Raw genomic sequence first — 16,957 nt, 5'->3', positions numbered from 1 at the left:
CGCGCCGTCATACCGGCGGCGGGAAGTAGGTGCGTCGTCGCAGCGTGCTCAGGTTGGTCGGGTCGGCGGTGCGGCCGGCGACCTGGTTGCTGAGCAGCAGCACCCAGTCCGGCAGCGCGGCGGCGCTGGAATCGGCCAGGTCCAGGAACTGTTCGACGAAGGGGTAGTCGTCCAGGTAGCTCTCGCCGATGTCCGCGCCGGGCGGGTACAGCACCTCGGTGGTCAGCGACGGCGCCAGCACGATCACCGCGCGCATGTTCACCGGCAGGAATTCCGCCAGCAGTTGCTTGAGCCGCGCGGCATTGGTCGCGGTCAGCGCCTGGCCGAAACGGCCGCGGGTGACGTACAGGCCGAGCGTGCCGCGGGTGAAGAACTCGTTGGGCGACAGCGGCGGTTCGTCGTCGCCGCCCAGCGGTCGGTGCGGGGTGTAGGCGAGCAGGTCGCCCCATTGATGGTGGCGGCTGTTGCGCGCGGTGTCGGCCATGCGCGGGGTGACGGTGTTGCAGTGCCGGCGCAGGGTGGCCGCTTCGGGCACGCGCGTGGGCGCGGCGATCGGCGCGGCGCCGGCCAGGATCGGCGGCAATTGGTCCAGCGCCAGCGAGGCGTCGCAGCGGTGCAGCAGGGTCAGCCCGGCCACCGGCAGCAGCAGCGGCAAGGGCGCGATGCGCGCGGTTTCGTCCCAGGGCAGGGCCGCCGGCGCGCCCGCGACCAGGGCCGCGTTCAAGCTGACTTCCCACAGCCCGCGGCCGCCGTTGCGGTCGCTGCTGAAGAACACGCGCGCGCCGCCGCCGCCGAGCGCGAGCGCGGCGGGTTGCACGTCGGCGGCGCCGGCCAGCGGCGGCGCGGTCACGTCGGCGATCGCGCCCCAGTTCATGCTCACCGGGTCGTAGCGGCGCGCACGCAGGGCGCGGCGGTCTTCGCCGGCCGCGCCGGTGAGCCAGCGCGACCACAGCAGCAGGATGCTGCCGCTAGCTTCGCGCAGCAGGCAGGGATCGCGGTCGCCGCGCGCGCCGCCGTCGCTGAGCGCGATCGCGCCCGACCAGGGCGAGCACCAGGCGCGCACGTCGTTGCTGGGCAGGCCTTGCGCGCTGCGCACCGCGAGCACGCTGTCGTTGCGGGCGATGCGCGCGGCGCCGCCAGCGGTGGCGACCCAGGCGTTGCCGGCGCCGTCCACGCCGACGCGGCGCGCATCCACGCTGGGCAAGCCGTCGGCCAGCGCCCAGCCGCGCCAGGCGCCGTCGGAGCCGCGGCGCCAGACGCCGCTGGCCGCGGCGATCCACAGCGCGTTGTCGGCCTGGGCCAGGCCGCGCACGTCGTTGCCGATCGGCAGCGGCGGCGCGAGCACGGTCCACACGCCGGCGGCGCTGCGTTCGCCGATGCCCGCGGAGGTGGCGACCCAGACCCGGCCGTCGGCGGCCACGACCACGTCGCGCACGTCGTCGCCGGGCAGGTCCGGCGCGAAGGTGTTGGCGAAGCTGCCGTTGCGGTCGCGGCGGCTGAGGCCGCCCGCGGTGGCGATCCACAGCGCGCCGTCCGCGTCGAGGGCGAGCGCGCGCACGTCGTCGTCGGCCAGGCCGTCGCCGCTGTCGAAGGTGGAGATGCTGCCGTTGGGCGCGATTCGCGACAGGCCTGCGGCCGTGCCCACCCACATCGCGCCGTCGGCGGTCTGCAGCAGGCAGCGGCAGTCGTCGCTGGACAGGCCGTCGCCGCTGTCGAAGCTCTGCCAGGTCAGATCGCCGCGGCGGCGGGCCACGCCGGCATCGGTGGCGACCCACAGCGTGCCGAAGCCGCCGACCAGCGCCTGGCGGATGTCGTCGCTGGGCAGGCCGTCGGCGCTGTCGAGCACGTTGATCGCGCCGTTCTCGCCGCGCAGCGCCAGGCCGGCGGCGGTGGCGATGGCATCGACCGCGCCGAGCCAGGCGCTGGAGCGCAGGCGCCAGCGGCCGTCCTGGTGTTCGCTCCAGGCCAGGATCGCGCCCTCGCCCGAAGCCAGCGCGCTGAGTTCGGTGGGACGGCCGGGCGTGAGCGCGGGGAGGGTCTGGGTGGCGCTGAGATCGAGCGTGTCGTCCCAACTGCCGAAGCTGGGCGCGGTGGCATGGGCGAAGCCGAGCGCGCGCGCGCAGCTGGACAAGGCCAGATCCACCGACAGCCGCGCGGTCGGGCCCAATGCGGTGCTGGTCAGGCGGATCGAGCCGTCGCCGGCCGGGCTGGCCACGGCTTGGGTCAGTTGCGCGTTCATCGCCGTCACCACTTCGGCGGTGCTGGCTTGCAGCGGGTCGGCGTAATCGATGGCGTTGACCTGGAACACGTTGTTGCCGCCCGCGGTGCGCAGGGTCAGGCGCGTGCCCACGGTCAGGCGGAAGCGCGGCAGCTGCCGGCCTTGCAGCACCGCCGGCAGACGCGGGCGCGAACTGCCCAGGCTCCAGCGCACGCGCGCATCGGCGCTTTCGGCCGCTTCCACGCGCGCCAGGAACACGCGGCCGTCGGCCAGCGTGCACGCGGCCGGGTGCGCGACCGCGGCGTCGTCGGCCGGACGCGTGGACAGCAAACGGGTGGCGCCGCGCCATTGGCCGGCGTCCCAGGTCTTGCACACCAGGCCGCCGTAAGGCGCGCGTTCGCCCTCGCGTTGATCGGGATCGGGCGCGCCGAAGGCGTCGCTGGCGAACACGCGCACGCGGCCCAGCGCGTCGGCGGCGGCGGTCAAACGGTCGGCGCCGGCGGCATCCAGGGTCAGGGCTTCGCTTTCGCGCGCGCTGACGGTGATCTGCGCTTCCGGGCCGACGCTGCGCGTGCGCAACCGCACCTGGCCGCCGACCGCGTCGGCGACGATGTCGCCGGCCACCGCGGCGATCGCCGCGGCGACCTCGGCGGCGGTGGCGGCATTGGGATTGGCGAAGGACGACGAACCCAGGCGCACGCGGAACGCGGCGCCGCCGTCGACGGCGATGCTGAGTTCGGCGCCGGCGAAGATCGCGTACGGGCCGGCGACGTTGCCGACCAGGGTCGCGGGCGCGGGGCCCACGCCGAAGGCTTCGTCGTTGCCGCCGCCGAAGCCCAGCAGCGCGGCCGCGTCCAGCGGCGAGCGCCAGCCGGCGCCCGCGGGCACGCTGGCATGGATGTGGTAGCGCGGCGCGTGGTTGCTGCGCGCCAGGTGCTGGACGAATTCGGCGGTGCGCGTGGTCCAGCCGGTGTAGCGGGTGACCAGGGCGCCGACCGCGGTGACCGTGCCCACCGATTCGTACAAACGCGGCGTGGCCTTGAGTTCGTTGCGCGCCAGCGGCAGCGCATCGGCGTCGCCCAGGCGCCAGCCCAGCCAATCGGCCAGCAGCGGCAGGCGACGGCCGTCGACCTGGTCGACGTCGTGCAGGGTCCACAGGTTCTCGGCCGAACTGCGCGCGCTGTCCATGGCCGCGCCGTACACGTCGAGCAGGCGGCGCAGCTGGCCCGAACGCGCGGCCATTTCCGGAATCGCGTTGGAGCCGGGCGTGACCGGGCGCAGGTTGACGTCGAATTGGCGGTGCACGGCCGGCAGCAGGTCGTACATGCTGCGGTTGAGGCCGTGCGGCGCCGAGGGCGTGGCGATGGCGCGATGGCGCTGCGCCTCGACCGGATCGAAGACCGGGCTGGACAGCTGGTAGTAGCAGGCATCGCCGGGCGTGAGCGACAGCGGCGTGCTGCCGCCGTCGACGATCTCGATGCGCCGGCGCAGCGGCTGGCCGTCGGCGCCGTAGGTGGTGGCGACGATGCGGCGCATGCGCTCCAGCGGTTCGCCGCCCACGTCCTGGGCTACGCTCACGGCTTCGTGCACGGTGCGCTCGGCGCCGTCGCGCACTTCCCACGGCGGCAGGTCGATCACGCTGATGCCGCCGCCGGGGATGGGCGGGAACGCGGCGCTGTCGTAGACCAGATAGGGGTCCGGCGCCAGCGGCGGCTGCGGGAATTCGAAGTCGCGGGTCTTGCGCCGCAGCGTCTGCCGCGGCGCGTCGGCCAGCGTCTCGCCCGGCGCCGGCGTCAGCGTCCACGCCACCCGCACGCGGCGGGCGACCAGGTCGGATTCTGCGCTGAAGCGGTCGATGATCACCCCGGCCTCCTCAACCGACCTGCAGGCTGATGTCGAACTGCGACAGCACCGGCAGCTCGTAAGGGCCCACGTCGACGCGGCTGGCCACCGCGCTGCGGGTCAGCAGCGCGTTGCGGATGAAGTCGGGCAGCTCGGCCATCGACGGCAGGTCGTGGCGGCGCAGATCCTCGTCCAGGGTGGACGCCGGCTGGTCGGCGCGGTTGAAGCGGTAGATGTCCAGCGACAGCACGCCGGGGATCGCCTCGATCAGCGCGAACAGGTCGCTGGGGTACAGGGCCTGGCCGAAATCGACCGCGTCGTAGGCCAGGTAGCGCGCCACCGTGTCGGAGATCTGCTGGCGCAGCGGGTCGGGCTGGTAGCGCGCGTCGTAGCGCACGCTCATGGCGATCGACACCGGCGCGGGGCTGGCGTCGAGCACGCGCAGCTGGGTGCCGGCCATGCGCTTGTCCTCGAAGTAGGCCAGCAGCGCGGTGCGCAGCGCTTCGGGCACCGGCCGCCAGCTGTCGCCCTGCGGCGCCACGATCAGGTCGATCTGGTTCCAGTTGCGGCTGCGCGCGCGCGCCTTGGCCACGCCGCCGGCGCGGTAGGCCAGGGCCACGCAGTCGTCGGGCGTGACCGCGCGGCGGCCGCTGCGGTAGACCATGGGGCCGTTGCGCACCGCGGTCTCGCTGCTTTCGGCGGCGCTGCCGCCGGCGGCGGGCGCGGGGTTGTTCACCGACAGCAAATTGGGCAGCGCCGTGACCGCGCGGGTGATGGTGTTGGCCGGCACGTTGGCGCGCACGCCGCCGCCGACGCGGCAGGTCGCGCGCACGTTGTTGGTGCCGCGCGGCGGCACCCGGCCGAAGACGTTGTCGCCGAACAGGATGCTGCAGGCGTCGTTCTCGTCGAACTGGCAGACGTAGTCGCGCGAATCGCGCGTGGACAGCAGGGTGCGGCCGTCGGGGCCGGTGCTGTAGAGGAAGTTGTCGCGGCGGTCCCAGCGCACCCAGCCCGCGCCTTCGTCCACTTCCACGACCAGGCTTTCCAGGATCGGCGGCTTGTGCGGCAGGCGGAAGCTCTGGTTGGGCTCGCCGCTGGACGAACCCAGCAGGGTCGGCGGCAGGCTGCGGCTGTGCGACACCGGCAGCACGAACTGGGCCTGGCCCGCGGCCAGGCCGGGCAGCACCTGATCCGAATGCAGGTCCAGCGACAGCGCCGGGCCCAGGTATTCGAAGGTGGCCGGATCGTCGCTGGGCTGGGTGGCGATGAACTGCGCGCCGCTGGGGATCACGATCACCGCCGGCCCCACCGGCACCGAGAAGGTCAGCAGCAGGTCCGCGCGCGCCGGCAGCGGCGGCGTGGGTTCGTAGCCGATCAGGCGCAGCAGCTGCAGCACGCTGCGGCGTTCGCGCGCGGTGCCGGGGAACAGTTCGCTGGCGATGCGGTCCTGGTAATACAGGATCACGTCGCCCACGTAGGCGACCATGTCGGTGAGCACCACGCCCAGGTCGGACGGGGTGTGGTCGGTCCATTCCGGCAGGCGCAGGCGCGCCAGGTCCAGCATGGCGCGGCGCAGGGACGCGTAGTCCTTGTTGGTGTAGTCGATCGCCGGCGGCAGCGGGTCGGTGACGGCCATGTCGTCGCTCCTGAGCGGTCCGCCGGTCAAGCCAGCGGAACCAGCAGCGAATCCGTGCTCGGTTCGCTGGTGTGGGTGTAGTCGAGGCGCACGTAAAGCTCGGCCTCGCGGCGTTCGAACGAGATGTTGGTGACCAGCACGCGCGGCTCCCAGGCCAGCATGCATTCCTGCAGCTGGCGCTTGACCAGCACGGCCATGGCCTCGTCGTTGGGGTCGTGCACCAGCGAGTGGATGCGGGTGCCGTATTCGCGCAGCATCACCCGCTCGCCGAAACGCGTGGCCAGCAGCGCGCGGATGTTCTGGCGGATCTTGTCGTGGCCGTCGGCGCGCTTGACGCCGCCTTCGGCGAGGGCGAAGGGAAATGCGAAACCCATGACCTTGTCCATGTCGGTGGTTCTCCTCAGCTCAGTCCGACGTCGCCGGTCTGGGTGGCGCTACCTATCACCACGTTGCCGTTATCACGTACTTGCGACTGCACTCCGGTCACGCGCGCGGCGCTGACGTAGGCATGGACCACGTCGGCGATCGCCTTGGCCATGGCATTGGCCGCGTCGTCGCCGCTCCATTCCTCGTCCACGCCCTTCTGGAAGTTGGTGCGCAAGACACCGGCCAGCGTGCTTTCCATGGTGTTGCGGTCCAGGGCCATGGCATCAGTCCAAAGGGCAGGGCGGCAGGGTGGGCAGCGCCGGCAGCGCGGGCAGCGAAGGCGGCACGGGCAAGGGCGGCAGCGGCGGCAAGGTGATCGCGATCGGCAAGGTCGGCAGCGCCAGACCGGGCAGGTCCGGCAATGCCGGCAACGCGGGCAACGCTGGCAGCGCAGGCGGCACCGGCAAGGGCGGCAGCGGCGGCAGGCTGATCGCGATCGGCAGCGTGGGCAGCGCCAGGCCGGGCAGGGCGGGCAGTTCCGGCAGCGCGGGCAAGGCCGGCAGCGACGGCGGCACCGGCAGCGGCGGCAACGGCGGCAGCGACAGCGGGATCGGCAGTTCGGGGAAGGTGCAACGGCTCATGCGCGCGCGCTCCTCACTTCACCAGCACCGAAGCGCTGAAGTGCTGTTGCGGCACCAGCAGCGCCGGCGGCGTGGCCGGGCCGGTGGGGCCCATCGCCGAAGGGTGAGTGTGGAACATGAACTGCTTCCACAGGAGGTCGAACTGCTTGGCCAGCAGGGTCGGTTCGCTGGCGCCGGAGCCCACCGACACGGTGGTGCCTTCGAGCAGGATGTTGGCGGCGGTGATGCGCACGGTGTCGCCGGTGAGGTCCAGGCTGGCGCCGTCCTTGTTCATCAGCACCACGCCGTCGGCGTTCATCGCCAGCACGTGCCCCTGTTCCGACATCAGCGAGGCTTCGCCCTTGTCGGCGTTGAGATAGAGGGTGGAGCCGCTCTTGTTCGACACCACCACGCTGCCTTTCTCGTCGATGGCCAGGAACGAGTTGTCCTTGTGCCGGATCACCACGCGCGCGGTGTCGCTGGTGTCGTTGAGCTCGATGGTGTGGCCGCTGGCGGTCTGGATCACCCGGTTGTCGGGCGGGGTGACGCGGCTTTCCTCCGGCGTGGCGGTCTTGGGGTACCAGGTGCCGACCCAGATCGCGAACTCGGGGTCGCCGCCCTCGAATTCCACCCAGACCTTGGCGCCCACCGGCGGCACGAAGAAATGGCCGTAGGGGAAGCACGGACGCGCCTTCACCGCCAGCTCGGGCCCGAAGATCGCCGGTACGGTGACCATGACGCAGCCTTGCTTGTCGTCGTCCTCGTTGCCGGTGACGGTGCCGCTGTATTTGCCGTACCAGCGTTCGGCGTGGCGGTGGATGGCGTTCATGGGCGTCCTAGCGGGTGAGCTCGAATTCGGAGGTGTAGCCGGGCGACATGCCGCCGCCGGACACGGTGCGCACCGCATGCTTGACCTTGCGCACGTACCAGCGGCCCGCGCCCCAGCCGCTGACGCCGGCCACGTCGACCGAGCCCTTGGCGCGCAGCATCACCGTGCCCACGCAGGCGCCGCGGGCGGTGAAGCCCAGCGACATGGTCGGGTCCTGCGCGGTGTCGGTGGCGGCGCGGTCCGGGCTGGACGGCGTGCCGTGGGCGAAGGTTTCGGGGCGTTGGCTCTGCGGCGTCTCGGTGGCTTCGCCGGCCACGCTGAGCGCGCTGTCCAGCGCCGCGCCGCCGGTCTCGGCGGTGGTCGCGCTGGGCGTGTGCGCCGGCTCGGCCGGCGCCGGCGGTGCGGTGGTGGTCACGGTGTCGCCGCTGATCGGATCGACCGTGGAGGTGCCGCGCCGCGCCGAAGCGGAACTGGCGGTGCGCTCGTAGGAAAAACGGGTGATGCGCCCGGCCATGCCGGTGGCGGCCAGGGTGCCCATGGCCTCGCCTTCGAGCAGGCGCGAGACCGGAATGAAATAGAACTTGGACGCGCCGCCGTTGTACTCGACGAAGGCGCGGCAGGAATAGCGCCGCGCCAGCAGCACGATGAAGTCCCAGTCGTTCTGGGTGGTCTGGCGCAGCGGCGCGGCCTCGGTGAATTCCGGATCGGTGGCCGGTTCGATCTGGCCGACCTCGATGCCGGTGGTGGGCTCGCGGGTGACGATGCTGCGCAGGATCGCGCTCAGCGTGCCCACGTGGTGGGTGGCGCGGAACGGGCGCTTGCGGATGCGGTAGGACAGGTCCAGCGCGGTGATCGTGACTTGCTTGGGATCGCAGCCGGCGGCCGAGTTGGCGATCTGGGTGACCTCGCCTTCGAACAGCACCGCGTGGTTCTCGCCCCAGCCCAGGTCCACCAGCAGGGTGTTGCCCTCGCGCGGCGCTTCGCTGCCGCTGCCGCTGGGGTCGTTGAGCACCACCACCGCCTTGTCGATCAGGCGGTCGTTGTCCTCGACCTCGGCACTGCGCACGTTGGCGCTGATGTCGATGCCCTGCAGGTGCACGCGCTTGTACGGCTGGCGGCTGTCGCTCATGGCCGGTCCTCAGAAGCGCCGGTCGCGGGTGACCAGGCCCGGCGCGTTGCCGCCGGAGGCCACGTCGAGCTGGTCGCCGGGCCGCCAGTCCAGCGGAAAGCGCAGCGGGTTGGCGTCGGCCAGGCGCCACCAGCCTTCGCTGGAGCCCTGGTAGCGCCAGGCCAGGTATTCCAGCGATTCGGCGCCGGTGACCAGGTGCGCGTAGCGCGCCGAATTGGCCGGCACGCCCTCGTGGCGGCGGATCGGCAGGGCGGTGCGCGGCTCGCCTTCGGCGTCGGGGGCCTGCATCGGCGCCGACAGGGCGTATCGCGATCGTGCGGAAACGGGCATGCGCTTAAGTCCTCACAGATCGAAGATGTGCTTGATGACCGACGCGCCCGGCAGCACGTTGACGTAGTCCATGCCGTAGCCGGAACGGCCCATGGTGCGGGCGACGTTGACGTAGCGTTCGATGGTTTCCACCAGCGGCGAGATCGCCTTGGTCTGCTGCTTCAGGCTGACGCTGATCTCGGCGCGCGAGGGCGAGGTGTCGGGATTGAAGCGGGTGATCTTGATGCTCAGGTTTTCCATCACGCAGTCGGTGTTGACGCCGCCGTAGATCAGCGTGCACAGCGGCGGCGAGAAGGTCTTTTCGAAACCGCTGCTGATCCACTCCACCAGGCTGCCCACGTCCACGCCGGGGTTGACGAAGGAGCGCAGCAGGGCCAGGTCGGGCGAGATGTCGCCGTCGTAGAGGTTGCCGACCTCGGCGGTGGAACCTTCGGGCTTGACCTTGCCGTCGAGGACGAAGTCCAGGGCGAAGGTGCGCGGCTCGCCGCAGCCGGCTTCCAGCGGATGGGTGCGCACCAGCTGCGGGCCGAATTCCTTGAGGTCTTCCAGCGCGCCGGCCGGCGCCGTGGCCAGCTTCACGTACCAGGGCTGGCTGGCGCTGAGCGCGGCGGAGGTCTTGTCGAAGGCCCAGTTGCCGAAGTTTTCGACGTCGGTGTACTTGTAGCCGCGCTTCTCGGTCAGCGACTCGGGGTTGAACTGGAAGCGGAACACCAGCGGCGGCAGGCTGTTCCAGCAGGCGAGATATCCGTAGGCCATGGCGGGCGTCCTCAGGCGGGCAGGAGCATGGGGTCGTCGGAGCCGCGCTGGGCCAGCTCGCGCTGGTACTGCAGCAGCTGTGCGTACATCAGTTCCGGCGAAGGCAGCGGGCCGACGCCGCCGTCGCCGCCGCCGGGCGAGGCCGCGGTCAGGTCGATGATCACTTCCTGGATTTCGATCGAGGCGCGCGGGCGATCGACCGCTTCGCCGACGATGCGGCCGGGGATCGAATCGCCGGCGGTGGCCGGGGTGGAGGAGAACTGCTGGGTGATCTGGTCCAGCAAGGTGCGAAGGCCGTCGCCGGACAGCCAGGTTTCGTAGGCGCGCGCGATCGCTTCCAGGCCGGTTTCGGGACGTTCGCGCACCGCGCGTTCGGCTTCGGCGAAGGCGGTGGCGAACTCGCTGGAACGCGCGCGCACCGCTTCCAGGTTGGCGGCGTAGTCGCTGCGGCTGCGGTCCAGTTCGGTGGAGATCATCGAATCGAAACGCGCCGACAGCGCGGCGAAGCCGGTGGCCACGCTGCCGGTCAGCGCCGACACGCCCGCGAGCAGGCCGGTGCGCAGGTCGTTCATCTGCGTGCGCAGCGTGGCCAGCGCGGCCGGCGGCGCGGCCAGCGCAGCCGGGTCGGGCATGGCCGGCAGCAGCGAGGACGGCAGCGCGGTGGACGGGGTGACCGGCGGCGGCAGCGGCAGCGCCGCGGCCGCGCTGAGGTCGGCCAGTTGGGTGGGCGTGAGCGGTGCGCTCACCGGCGCGCCGCTGGCGGTGGTGCCCTTGTTGCGCAGCAGTTCGTACAGCGGCGGCAGCACCGCCGGCATCACCTGGATCAGGTGGGTGATCAGGCGGAACACGCGCAGGTCGCTGAAGCGCGCCAGGGTGATGAACAGCGTATCCACCAGCCAGCGCAGCATGCCGTTGACCACGCGTTGCAAGCCGCCGGCCAGGAACTGGAACACCGCCAGCGCGCCCTCCAGCACGGTGCCGGCGATGTCGAACAGGCTGGTCAGGATGCCCTGCAGCATCTCGCCGATGATCTGCGCCAGGCCGGCGGCTAGGCGCGCGACCACGCCCAGCAGGTCGAACACGGTCACCAGCACCACGCCGCGCAAGAGCAGCACGTTGCGCACCAGGAACTGCAGGATCTCGACCACGGCCAGCTTGAAGGTGTCGAGCTTGGAGAACAGCAGGGCCAGGCTGCCCACGATCATCGGCACCAGGATGATCAGGCCGTTGATGATGCGGGTGACGCCGCCGACCACGTTCTCGACCGAGCGCAGCATCGCCATCCAGCGCTCGTGCTGCGGCGTGAGCGAGGCCTGCACGCGCTCGGGCGCGGGCGAACCGCCGCCGCCGCTGCCGCCGCTGCCGGCGGCCTCGAACAGGCCGGTGAGCAGGCTGAGGATTTCGCGGAACTCGCCGATCTGATCGGTCAGCGGTTCGCCGGCGACCGAAGCGGTGGGCTGGGACCGGGCCGCGGTCTCGGCGGCGGCGTCGGTGGGCGTGGTCGCGCCGGTGCCGGCGGCGGCCGGTTTGTCCTTGCCTATGCCCAGCCGCTCGAGGATGTTCTGCAGCTTGGAGACGATGGATTCGATCTTCCAGATCATCACCGGCAAGGCCACGCCGGCGATGGTGCCGCCGATGAGCCCGCCGAACAGGCCGCCGAAGAAGCGGCCGATGCCGCCCAGCAGGCCTTCGAAGAAGCCGGCGATGCCGCTGCTGGCGACCAGGTCGCGCAGGTTGTTCACGTGCACCAGCAGGGCGCCGCCGCGCATCGGCGGCGCGCCGAAGCGGCCGCCCGGCGTGAACGCCTCGGCGAAGGCGAAGCCGGCATAGCGCACGGTGGCCTGGGCGACCTGTTCCAGGGTGCCGTGCAGCCCCTTCATCTGGGTCAGCATCAGCCCCATCTGGGTCACGATCTCGTCGTGGGCGGCGTCGTCGGCCATGGCTCAGTGCGCTCCTGCCGCGATTTCGTCGAACTGGCGCTGGCCGTCGACATAGGCCCGGCCCACCGCCTCGCGGAAATGCTGGGCCAGATCGCGCACCAGCGACTCGTCGTGGGCGCGGCCTTGCGCGCGCAAGGTCAGGCGCGGCACCCGCACCCGGCCCAGGCGCGCGCGGCGCGCGAGGATGTGCGGCGAGGTCGGCGTGAACTCGACGTAGTTCTCTTCGCCGGCCATGGCGCGCTCGCGCCACCAGCGCCGCATCTCGCCGATGTAGAGCGGGATCGCCGCTTCGATCAGGCGGAAGCCGTTGCCGGCCAGCCAGCGCTCCCAGGGCCCGATCGGCGTGGCTTCGATACGATCGCCCAAGGCGCGGATCTGGCCGTCGTAGAGCCCGTTGGCCAGCTCGGCCGATTCGCGCGCGAAGCGCTGCATGCGGTCGGCCGGGCCGGTGCGGGCGAAGTCGGTGGCGGTGCGCGAGAACACCTCGCCCAGGTGCGCCAGCGTGCGCGAGATGTTCTCGAACAGGCCGCGGATGTTCGCCCCCAGGGCGCGGCCGAAGCTGCCCATTTCCCGGCCCAGGTCGCCCGGGCGCACCCCGATCAGCAGGTCGTAGAAGTTGGGCATGCGCCGAATGCGCGGCTTCGCGGTCTCGACCATGGGGCCGCCGGTGTCGCGGAACAGCGCGTCCACGATCTGGTCGATCAGGCCCAGGTCGTGCAGCAGGCTCGCGCGCAGCGCGTCGAGCTTGGAGCCGACCCAGGGCAGGTCGTTGATGACCGGCATGAAGTCGGTGGACACGATCGCCGCGCGCGCGGCCAGGATGCCGGCCTTGAGCGCGCCGTACAGGGTCCAGTTGATGACCGTGCCGGCGGCGTCGATCACGTCCTTGACCTGCAGCTTGACCCCGATCATGTCGATCAGCATCGCCGTGGGCCCCAGGAAGGGCTTGATCAGCTCGAGCAGGTCGAAGTCCATGATCGCGTCGATCATGGCCAGCACGTAGTCGACGATGATGATGATCTCGTTGACCTGGCGCTGCAGGTCGCGCAGGAACACGGTCAGCGAGAACAGCACCGTTTCCAGGTAGATGCGCGCGACCACGGCGAAGTAGTTGATGCTCCACTGCAGCATGGTGCCGATCGCGCCGACCAGCGCCGGCACTTCGCGCAGCAGCTTGGGCAGTCCTTCGAAGAAGAACGACAGCACCTCGCGGCGCGCGCGGAACACCCGCGCCTCGACCCGGCGCAGCACGTCCACCACGGTCAGGCGGATGCGCAGCCAGATCGCGCTGGCCAGGGTGCGGATCCAGTCGGGGATGATCGGCAGGATCAGCATGGCCGCGGTCATGCCGCGCAGCACCAGGTCGATGGGGTCGCTGCCGAAGCCCGGGCTGGCCGGTTCGGCGGCGGCGCTGGCGGCCACCGCCTCGGCCGGCGTGGCCGGTCCGGACGGACCGTCGTGAGCGGGCGGCGGCGGCGCGAACACCGCTTTCGCCTTACCCAGGTCGCCGACGATGATGCGCAGCTGGCCGGTGCTGGTGATCATGCCGCGCCAGGCCATGGCCAGCAGGCCGAACAGGTCGCCGGCGCGCGCGTTGCGCGGATCGAACGTGCTCGGCTGCGGCTCGATCAGGCGGTCGATGGAGCCGGCGATGCCGGTGATGATGTTCTCGATCATGCCGATCAGGTTCGGCAGCACCATCTCGTCTTCCACCGCTTGCGGGATGCGGGTGAAGCCGCGGCCGAAGGCCACGAACGGCGCCGCCCAGGCCTGGCCGGCGTTGCGGTAGGGGCGCAGCGCGCCGTGCTGCTGGGCGTCGATGGCCACCGACAGCGCGCGGTTTTCGAAGGCGAAGATCGGGAACGCGCGGGTGCGCTGCTCCAGCTCGCCCATGCGCGCCAGGCGCTGGGTCAGCCAGCTGTGCAGCGCCGCCGACAGGCCGCCGATGCGGCGGCGGACGTTGTCGAAGGCGGCCAGCCAGTCGGAGGTGATCGGGAGGAAGTCGATCGGCATGCCCGTCACTCCGCCGGTGCCAGGTAGGTCTGCTCGCGCAACAGGCGGGTCAGATCGTTGGCGATGTTGCGCACCGACACGGGGTCGGCGCCGGGCGCGCGCACGGTGATGCGCCGCACCACCGGGCGCAGGCGGCCGTTGTCGGGCAGGTCGCGCACCGGAAAATCGGGATCGCGCTCGGGCACGTCGCGGCCGTAGACGTGGCGGTCCAGGGCGTCGAAGGCGTCCAGCAGCATCGGAATGCGGATCTGGATCTCCGGCGGCAGGATGCGCGCGGCCACGGCGTAGAGCAGGTCGCGGTAGCGCAGCTCGTGGGTGCGCAACTGCTCGAAGGCGGCGTCGGGCGTGTCCACGCCGAACTCCGCCGTCATCATCGGGATCTCGTCGCGGAACACGCTGGGCGGCGTGGCCATCAGCTGCTGCGCGAGCGCGTCGGTGGCCGGGTCCAACGCGAACGGCGCGGCCATGTCGGTGTCGAAGTCCGGCCCCCAGGGGTTGGTGACCGTGGTGCCGCCGCGCGCGGTATCGACCATGCCGCGGGCGTAGCCCAGGCTCGGCGTCGGCGGTGCGACCAGCAGTCCGGACAAGGCACGGCCCCGGCCGACGCCGGTGCTGATCGCGCCGCCCAGGCCGCTGGGCGCGGATGGCGGCGCCGCCGCGGCCGGCGGCGGGGTCGGCGCGGCGGCGCCGGAGGCGCCGGAGGAAGCGAAGATGCTGCGGATCACGGTCACCATCCGCGCGGTGGCGCGGAACATGCGGATCATCGGCAGGTCTTCGATCAGCGAACGCGCCATCGACACGTTCAGTTCGATGTAGGCGCGGGTTTCGTTGACGATCGAGCCGAAGCCGTCCTTCAGCGACACCGCCATCTGCGCCAGCATCGCGCCCGCGCTCTCGATCAGGCGCCGGGCCATGGCCACCACGTGATCGATCAGGCGCATCAGGATCGCCAGCGGCGAGGACTCCGGGTCGGCGCCTTCCAGCGCGGTCACGGTGCCGCGGCCGATGCGCTCGACCACGTCCCAGATGCCCTTGGCGAGTTCGATCAGGGCGTGGAACTGGATCGCGGTGGGCAGCAGCATCCGGCCGAAGCGGGTCAGCAGCCAGGCCGCGGCGCCGACCAGCTGCGCGAACAGCGCGGCGATGCGGTCGACCAGTTCCAGGATGCCGCGCAGCAGCGGGTTGCGGATCGCCTCGCGCGGTCCCATCAGCAGGTTGATGAAGCGGGTCAGCGCCTGGATCGCGCGGGTGGCGTCGCCGATCAGTTCGAACACCAGCACCATCGAGCTGTTGGTGCCGCCGGCCGCGGCGATGATCGCCACGACGAAGCCGCCCAGCAGCACCAGCGGGAAGGCGATCGCCGCCACCGCCGTGCCCAGGCCGGTGATTTCGGCCAGGAAGATCGGGCTGTACAAAATGGTCAGCAGGCTGGAGACGATCGCGCCCGCCGACTCGCGCAGGCACGAGTACAGGTACATCAGCGCTCCGCTGGGGCTGATGAACATGCCCGCCGCCATGCCGGCCAGGCCGGCGACGGGTTCGAGCAGGTTGGGGCCGGTCTGTCCGCCCATGGAACGCGAGCGCGCCTCCCGATAGCGCTCGCCCAGGGCGTCGATGTTCTCGATCACCACACGCAGCCGGGTGCCGATGCGGGGCAGCGCGGCGCCGAACCATTCGACCAGGAACGCGCCGCGAGCGCGGTCGATCACCACGGCTTCCAGCCGCAGCACCGCGTTCCAGCGTTCGAACGCCGTGGCCATGAGGGCCAGCGGCGCCGAGAGTCCGGTCAGTAGCAGCCCGATGGGCATTCAACGGCTCCGTGAGGATTCGATTTCGGCGTTTTCCCGCTCGATCTGCTCGATCAGCAGACGCGCGAAGCTGCGTCGGTCTTCGGTGGGCATGTCCATCAGCTCGCCATGCGGCCAGTGCAGGTGGTATGCCAGGAAGAACACCTCGCGACGCAGGTCTTCGAGCGTCAGTCCAATGCCAAAAAATGGGACAGATCCAGGCTGGCCTTGAACTCGTGACCGCAGGCCGGGCACTCCAGCGCGCGGATCAGGTCCACGCCCGGCGCGGCCGAGTTGAGCGCCCGGTCGATCAGGCGCCGGTCGGTCATGGTCAGCTCGGCCAGCAGCTTGGGTCCGATCGCGTTGAGCCGGTGCTGCGGCACGTCGCCCAGCGATTTCAGGCAGCGCGCGAGCAGGGCGTTCTTGCCCAGCGAGGCGTTCTTGCGCATCTGCGGAGCCACCGCCGACTCGTCCGCGCCGGTGGGCAGGCGCATGACCATGGCGTGGTGAGCCGCGCCCTGGTTGTCGATGTAGCCGTCCTCCAGGCGGATGCGGATCTCGCCCGGCGACTCCTCCTCGCCCATGCGCTTGACCGGCAACGCGTCGAGCTCCTCGGTGACCTCGTGGGCGTGGCCGCAGGACGGGCACTTGTAGGTCGCCTGCAGCTCGTTGCCGAAGGTCGCGCCGCGCAGCCGCAGCAGCAGGTAGTTGCGGTCGGCCGAGTACATCTCCGACACCAGCGACGGGCCGGTGGACTTGAGTTCGCCCAGGCTGACGATGCAGCTGGCCAGCAGCTCGGTGACCAGCTTGCCGCCGTTGCGCTGGTTCTGCGGGTCGGCCAGGATCGCCTCGTCGCGTCCGGTCATCTTGCGCAGCAGGCCGTGGCGGTGCAGGCGGCCCTCGTCGTCGTAGACGCCGATCGGCAGCTCGAACTCGTAGGTGCGGTGGGTCGTCGACGGCGGCGGCGCCAGCGGGACCTCGCGCAGTGCGGTGGCTTCGGTTCTCATTCGACACGCTCCAGTCCTTCGTGCTCGAGGACGATGGTCTGCTTGAAGTGGTTGGTGGACCCGGCTTCCAGGTCGGTGAACTTCGACGACTTCACCCAGGCGCCGTAGAAGGCGAAGGTCAGCACGTCGGCGCCGTTATGGCGCTTGATGATCATTCCGTCGCGGCGGGGCGTGGACGCGCCCTGCTCGTCGCGGTTGAGCTTGAAGCACTCCTGGAACCAGTCCTTGAAGCGCTGGTCCTCGGGGCTGCCGTCGACGTAGCGTTCGATGGTGAGCGGGTCGAACTTGATCTTCCCGCCCGCGGTCTTGAACACCCGGAACGAGCCGCCGTGCGGCTGTTCCACGGTTTCCAGTTCGCCCTCGCTGAGCCCGCCGATCTTGCTGACGCCGGGGCTTTCGCGCCCGTCGATGACCAGCACGAACTCGCCGGCGCGATAGCTTTCCCAAATGTCTCCAACTTGTGGCATGACGCCCTCCTGCGTGC

General features: G+C 71.2%; 15 protein-coding genes. All 15 read right to left on the bottom strand.

Translation table 11 applies throughout. The features are described from left to right. Positions 1-7: 7 nt before the first annotated feature. Genes DX914_RS20220 through DX914_RS09440 form a run of 15 tightly spaced genes read right to left on the bottom strand, consistent with a single transcriptional unit; the run spans position 8 to position 16,940 of the window. Entirely contained in the window at positions 8-4,081 is a 4,074-nt protein-coding gene (locus DX914_RS20220) for a two-component regulator propeller domain-containing protein (RefSeq protein WP_158549231.1), read from the bottom strand. A gap of 10 nt (positions 4,082-4,091) precedes the next feature. Next, the gene (locus DX914_RS09500; RefSeq protein ID WP_158549230.1) at positions 4,092-5,696 is read right to left on the bottom strand and encodes a baseplate J/gp47 family protein; all 1,605 of its coding nucleotides are present in this window, start codon (positions 5,694-5,696) and stop codon (positions 4,092-4,094) included. A gap of 26 nt (positions 5,697-5,722) precedes the next feature. Continuing rightward, positions 5,723-6,082, bottom strand: a complete 360-nt coding sequence (locus DX914_RS09495) for a GPW/gp25 family protein (protein WP_115858736.1) — start codon at positions 6,080-6,082, stop codon at positions 5,723-5,725. Between the two features lie 14 nt (positions 6,083-6,096). Then, positions 6,097-6,342, bottom strand: a complete 246-nt coding sequence (locus DX914_RS09490; RefSeq protein ID WP_115858735.1) for a hypothetical protein — start codon at positions 6,340-6,342, stop codon at positions 6,097-6,099. A 4-nt stretch (positions 6,343-6,346) separates the two neighbouring features. Continuing rightward, positions 6,347-6,703, bottom strand: a complete 357-nt coding sequence (locus DX914_RS09485) for a hypothetical protein (RefSeq protein ID WP_115858734.1) — start codon at positions 6,701-6,703, stop codon at positions 6,347-6,349. Positions 6,704-6,716: 13 nt separating this feature from the next. After that, the gene (locus DX914_RS09480; protein ID WP_115858733.1) at positions 6,717-7,511 is read right to left on the bottom strand and encodes a phage baseplate assembly protein V; all 795 of its coding nucleotides are present in this window, start codon (positions 7,509-7,511) and stop codon (positions 6,717-6,719) included. A 7-nt stretch (positions 7,512-7,518) separates the two neighbouring features. Next, positions 7,519-8,640 carry a hypothetical protein gene (locus DX914_RS09475; protein ID WP_115858732.1) on the bottom strand — a complete coding sequence of 374 codons (1,122 nt, stop codon included), beginning with the start codon at positions 8,638-8,640 and terminating at the stop codon, positions 7,519-7,521. Positions 8,641-8,649: 9 nt separating this feature from the next. Then, the gene (locus DX914_RS09470) at positions 8,650-8,970 is read right to left on the bottom strand and encodes a hypothetical protein (protein ID WP_147300638.1); all 321 of its coding nucleotides are present in this window, start codon (positions 8,968-8,970) and stop codon (positions 8,650-8,652) included. 12 nt (positions 8,971-8,982) lie between these two features. Further along, the gene (locus tag DX914_RS09465) at positions 8,983-9,726 is read right to left on the bottom strand and encodes a CIS tube protein (RefSeq protein ID WP_115858730.1); all 744 of its coding nucleotides are present in this window, start codon (positions 9,724-9,726) and stop codon (positions 8,983-8,985) included. An 11-nt stretch (positions 9,727-9,737) separates the two neighbouring features. Continuing rightward, on the bottom strand, positions 9,738-11,666 hold the full coding sequence (locus DX914_RS09460) for a hypothetical protein (RefSeq protein WP_115858729.1): 1,929 nt from the start codon (positions 11,664-11,666) through the stop codon (positions 9,738-9,740). Positions 11,667-11,669: 3 nt separating this feature from the next. Next, a complete protein-coding gene (locus DX914_RS09455) occupies positions 11,670-13,679 on the bottom strand; it encodes a hypothetical protein (protein WP_115858728.1) in 2,010 nt (669 codons plus the stop codon). A 5-nt stretch (positions 13,680-13,684) separates the two neighbouring features. Further along, positions 13,685-15,487 (bottom strand): hypothetical protein, encoded by a 1,803-nt coding sequence (locus DX914_RS09450; protein ID WP_115858727.1) that lies wholly within the window; start codon positions 15,485-15,487, stop codon positions 13,685-13,687. After that, complete coding sequence (locus DX914_RS20215) at positions 15,488-15,631, bottom strand: hypothetical protein (protein WP_158549229.1); 144 nt, start codon at positions 15,629-15,631, stop codon at positions 15,488-15,490. Between the two features lie 23 nt (positions 15,632-15,654). After that, positions 15,655-16,473, bottom strand: a complete 819-nt coding sequence (locus DX914_RS09445) for a T4 family baseplate hub assembly chaperone (RefSeq protein WP_115858726.1) — start codon at positions 16,471-16,473, stop codon at positions 15,655-15,657. Continuing rightward, a complete protein-coding gene (locus tag DX914_RS09440) occupies positions 16,470-16,940 on the bottom strand; it encodes a phage tail protein (protein ID WP_115858725.1) in 471 nt (156 codons plus the stop codon). Before DX914_RS09440 ends, DX914_RS09445 begins: the two co-directional genes overlap by 4 nt. Between the last annotated feature and the right edge of the window lie 17 nt (positions 16,941-16,957).

The sequence above is a fragment of the Lysobacter silvisoli genome (assembly GCF_003382365.1).
Taxonomy (GTDB): Bacteria; Pseudomonadota; Gammaproteobacteria; order Xanthomonadales; family Xanthomonadaceae; genus Lysobacter; species Lysobacter silvisoli.
Note: the sequence above shows the minus strand (reverse complement) of the source record. Positions and strands in the feature narration are given on the sequence as shown.

Coding starts and splice junctions, on each gene's coding strand:
- DX914_RS09500 (WP_158549230.1), bottom strand. CDS start 5,696: ATGGCCGTCACCGACCCGCTGCCGCCGGCGATCGACTACACCAACAAG.
- DX914_RS09495 (WP_115858736.1), bottom strand. CDS start 6,082: ATGGACAAGGTCATGGGTTTCGCATTTCCCTTCGCCCTCGCCGAAGGC.
- DX914_RS09490 (WP_115858735.1), bottom strand. CDS start 6,342: ATGGCCCTGGACCGCAACACCATGGAAAGCACGCTGGCCGGTGTCTTG.
- DX914_RS09485 (WP_115858734.1), bottom strand. CDS start 6,703: ATGAGCCGTTGCACCTTCCCCGAACTGCCGATCCCGCTGTCGCTGCCG.
- DX914_RS09480 (WP_115858733.1), bottom strand. CDS start 7,511: ATGAACGCCATCCACCGCCACGCCGAACGCTGGTACGGCAAATACAGC.
- DX914_RS09475 (WP_115858732.1), bottom strand. CDS start 8,640: ATGAGCGACAGCCGCCAGCCGTACAAGCGCGTGCACCTGCAGGGCATC.
- DX914_RS09470 (WP_147300638.1), bottom strand. CDS start 8,970: ATGCCCGTTTCCGCACGATCGCGATACGCCCTGTCGGCGCCGATGCAG.
- DX914_RS09465 (WP_115858730.1), bottom strand. CDS start 9,726: ATGGCCTACGGATATCTCGCCTGCTGGAACAGCCTGCCGCCGCTGGTG.
- DX914_RS09460 (WP_115858729.1), bottom strand. CDS start 11,666: ATGGCCGACGACGCCGCCCACGACGAGATCGTGACCCAGATGGGGCTG.
- DX914_RS09455 (WP_115858728.1), bottom strand. CDS start 13,679: ATGCCGATCGACTTCCTCCCGATCACCTCCGACTGGCTGGCCGCCTTC.
- DX914_RS09450 (WP_115858727.1), bottom strand. CDS start 15,487: ATGCCCATCGGGCTGCTACTGACCGGACTCTCGGCGCCGCTGGCCCTC.
- DX914_RS09445 (WP_115858726.1), bottom strand. CDS start 16,473: ATGAGAACCGAAGCCACCGCACTGCGCGAGGTCCCGCTGGCGCCGCCG.
- DX914_RS09440 (WP_115858725.1), bottom strand. CDS start 16,940: ATGCCACAAGTTGGAGACATTTGGGAAAGCTATCGCGCCGGCGAGTTC.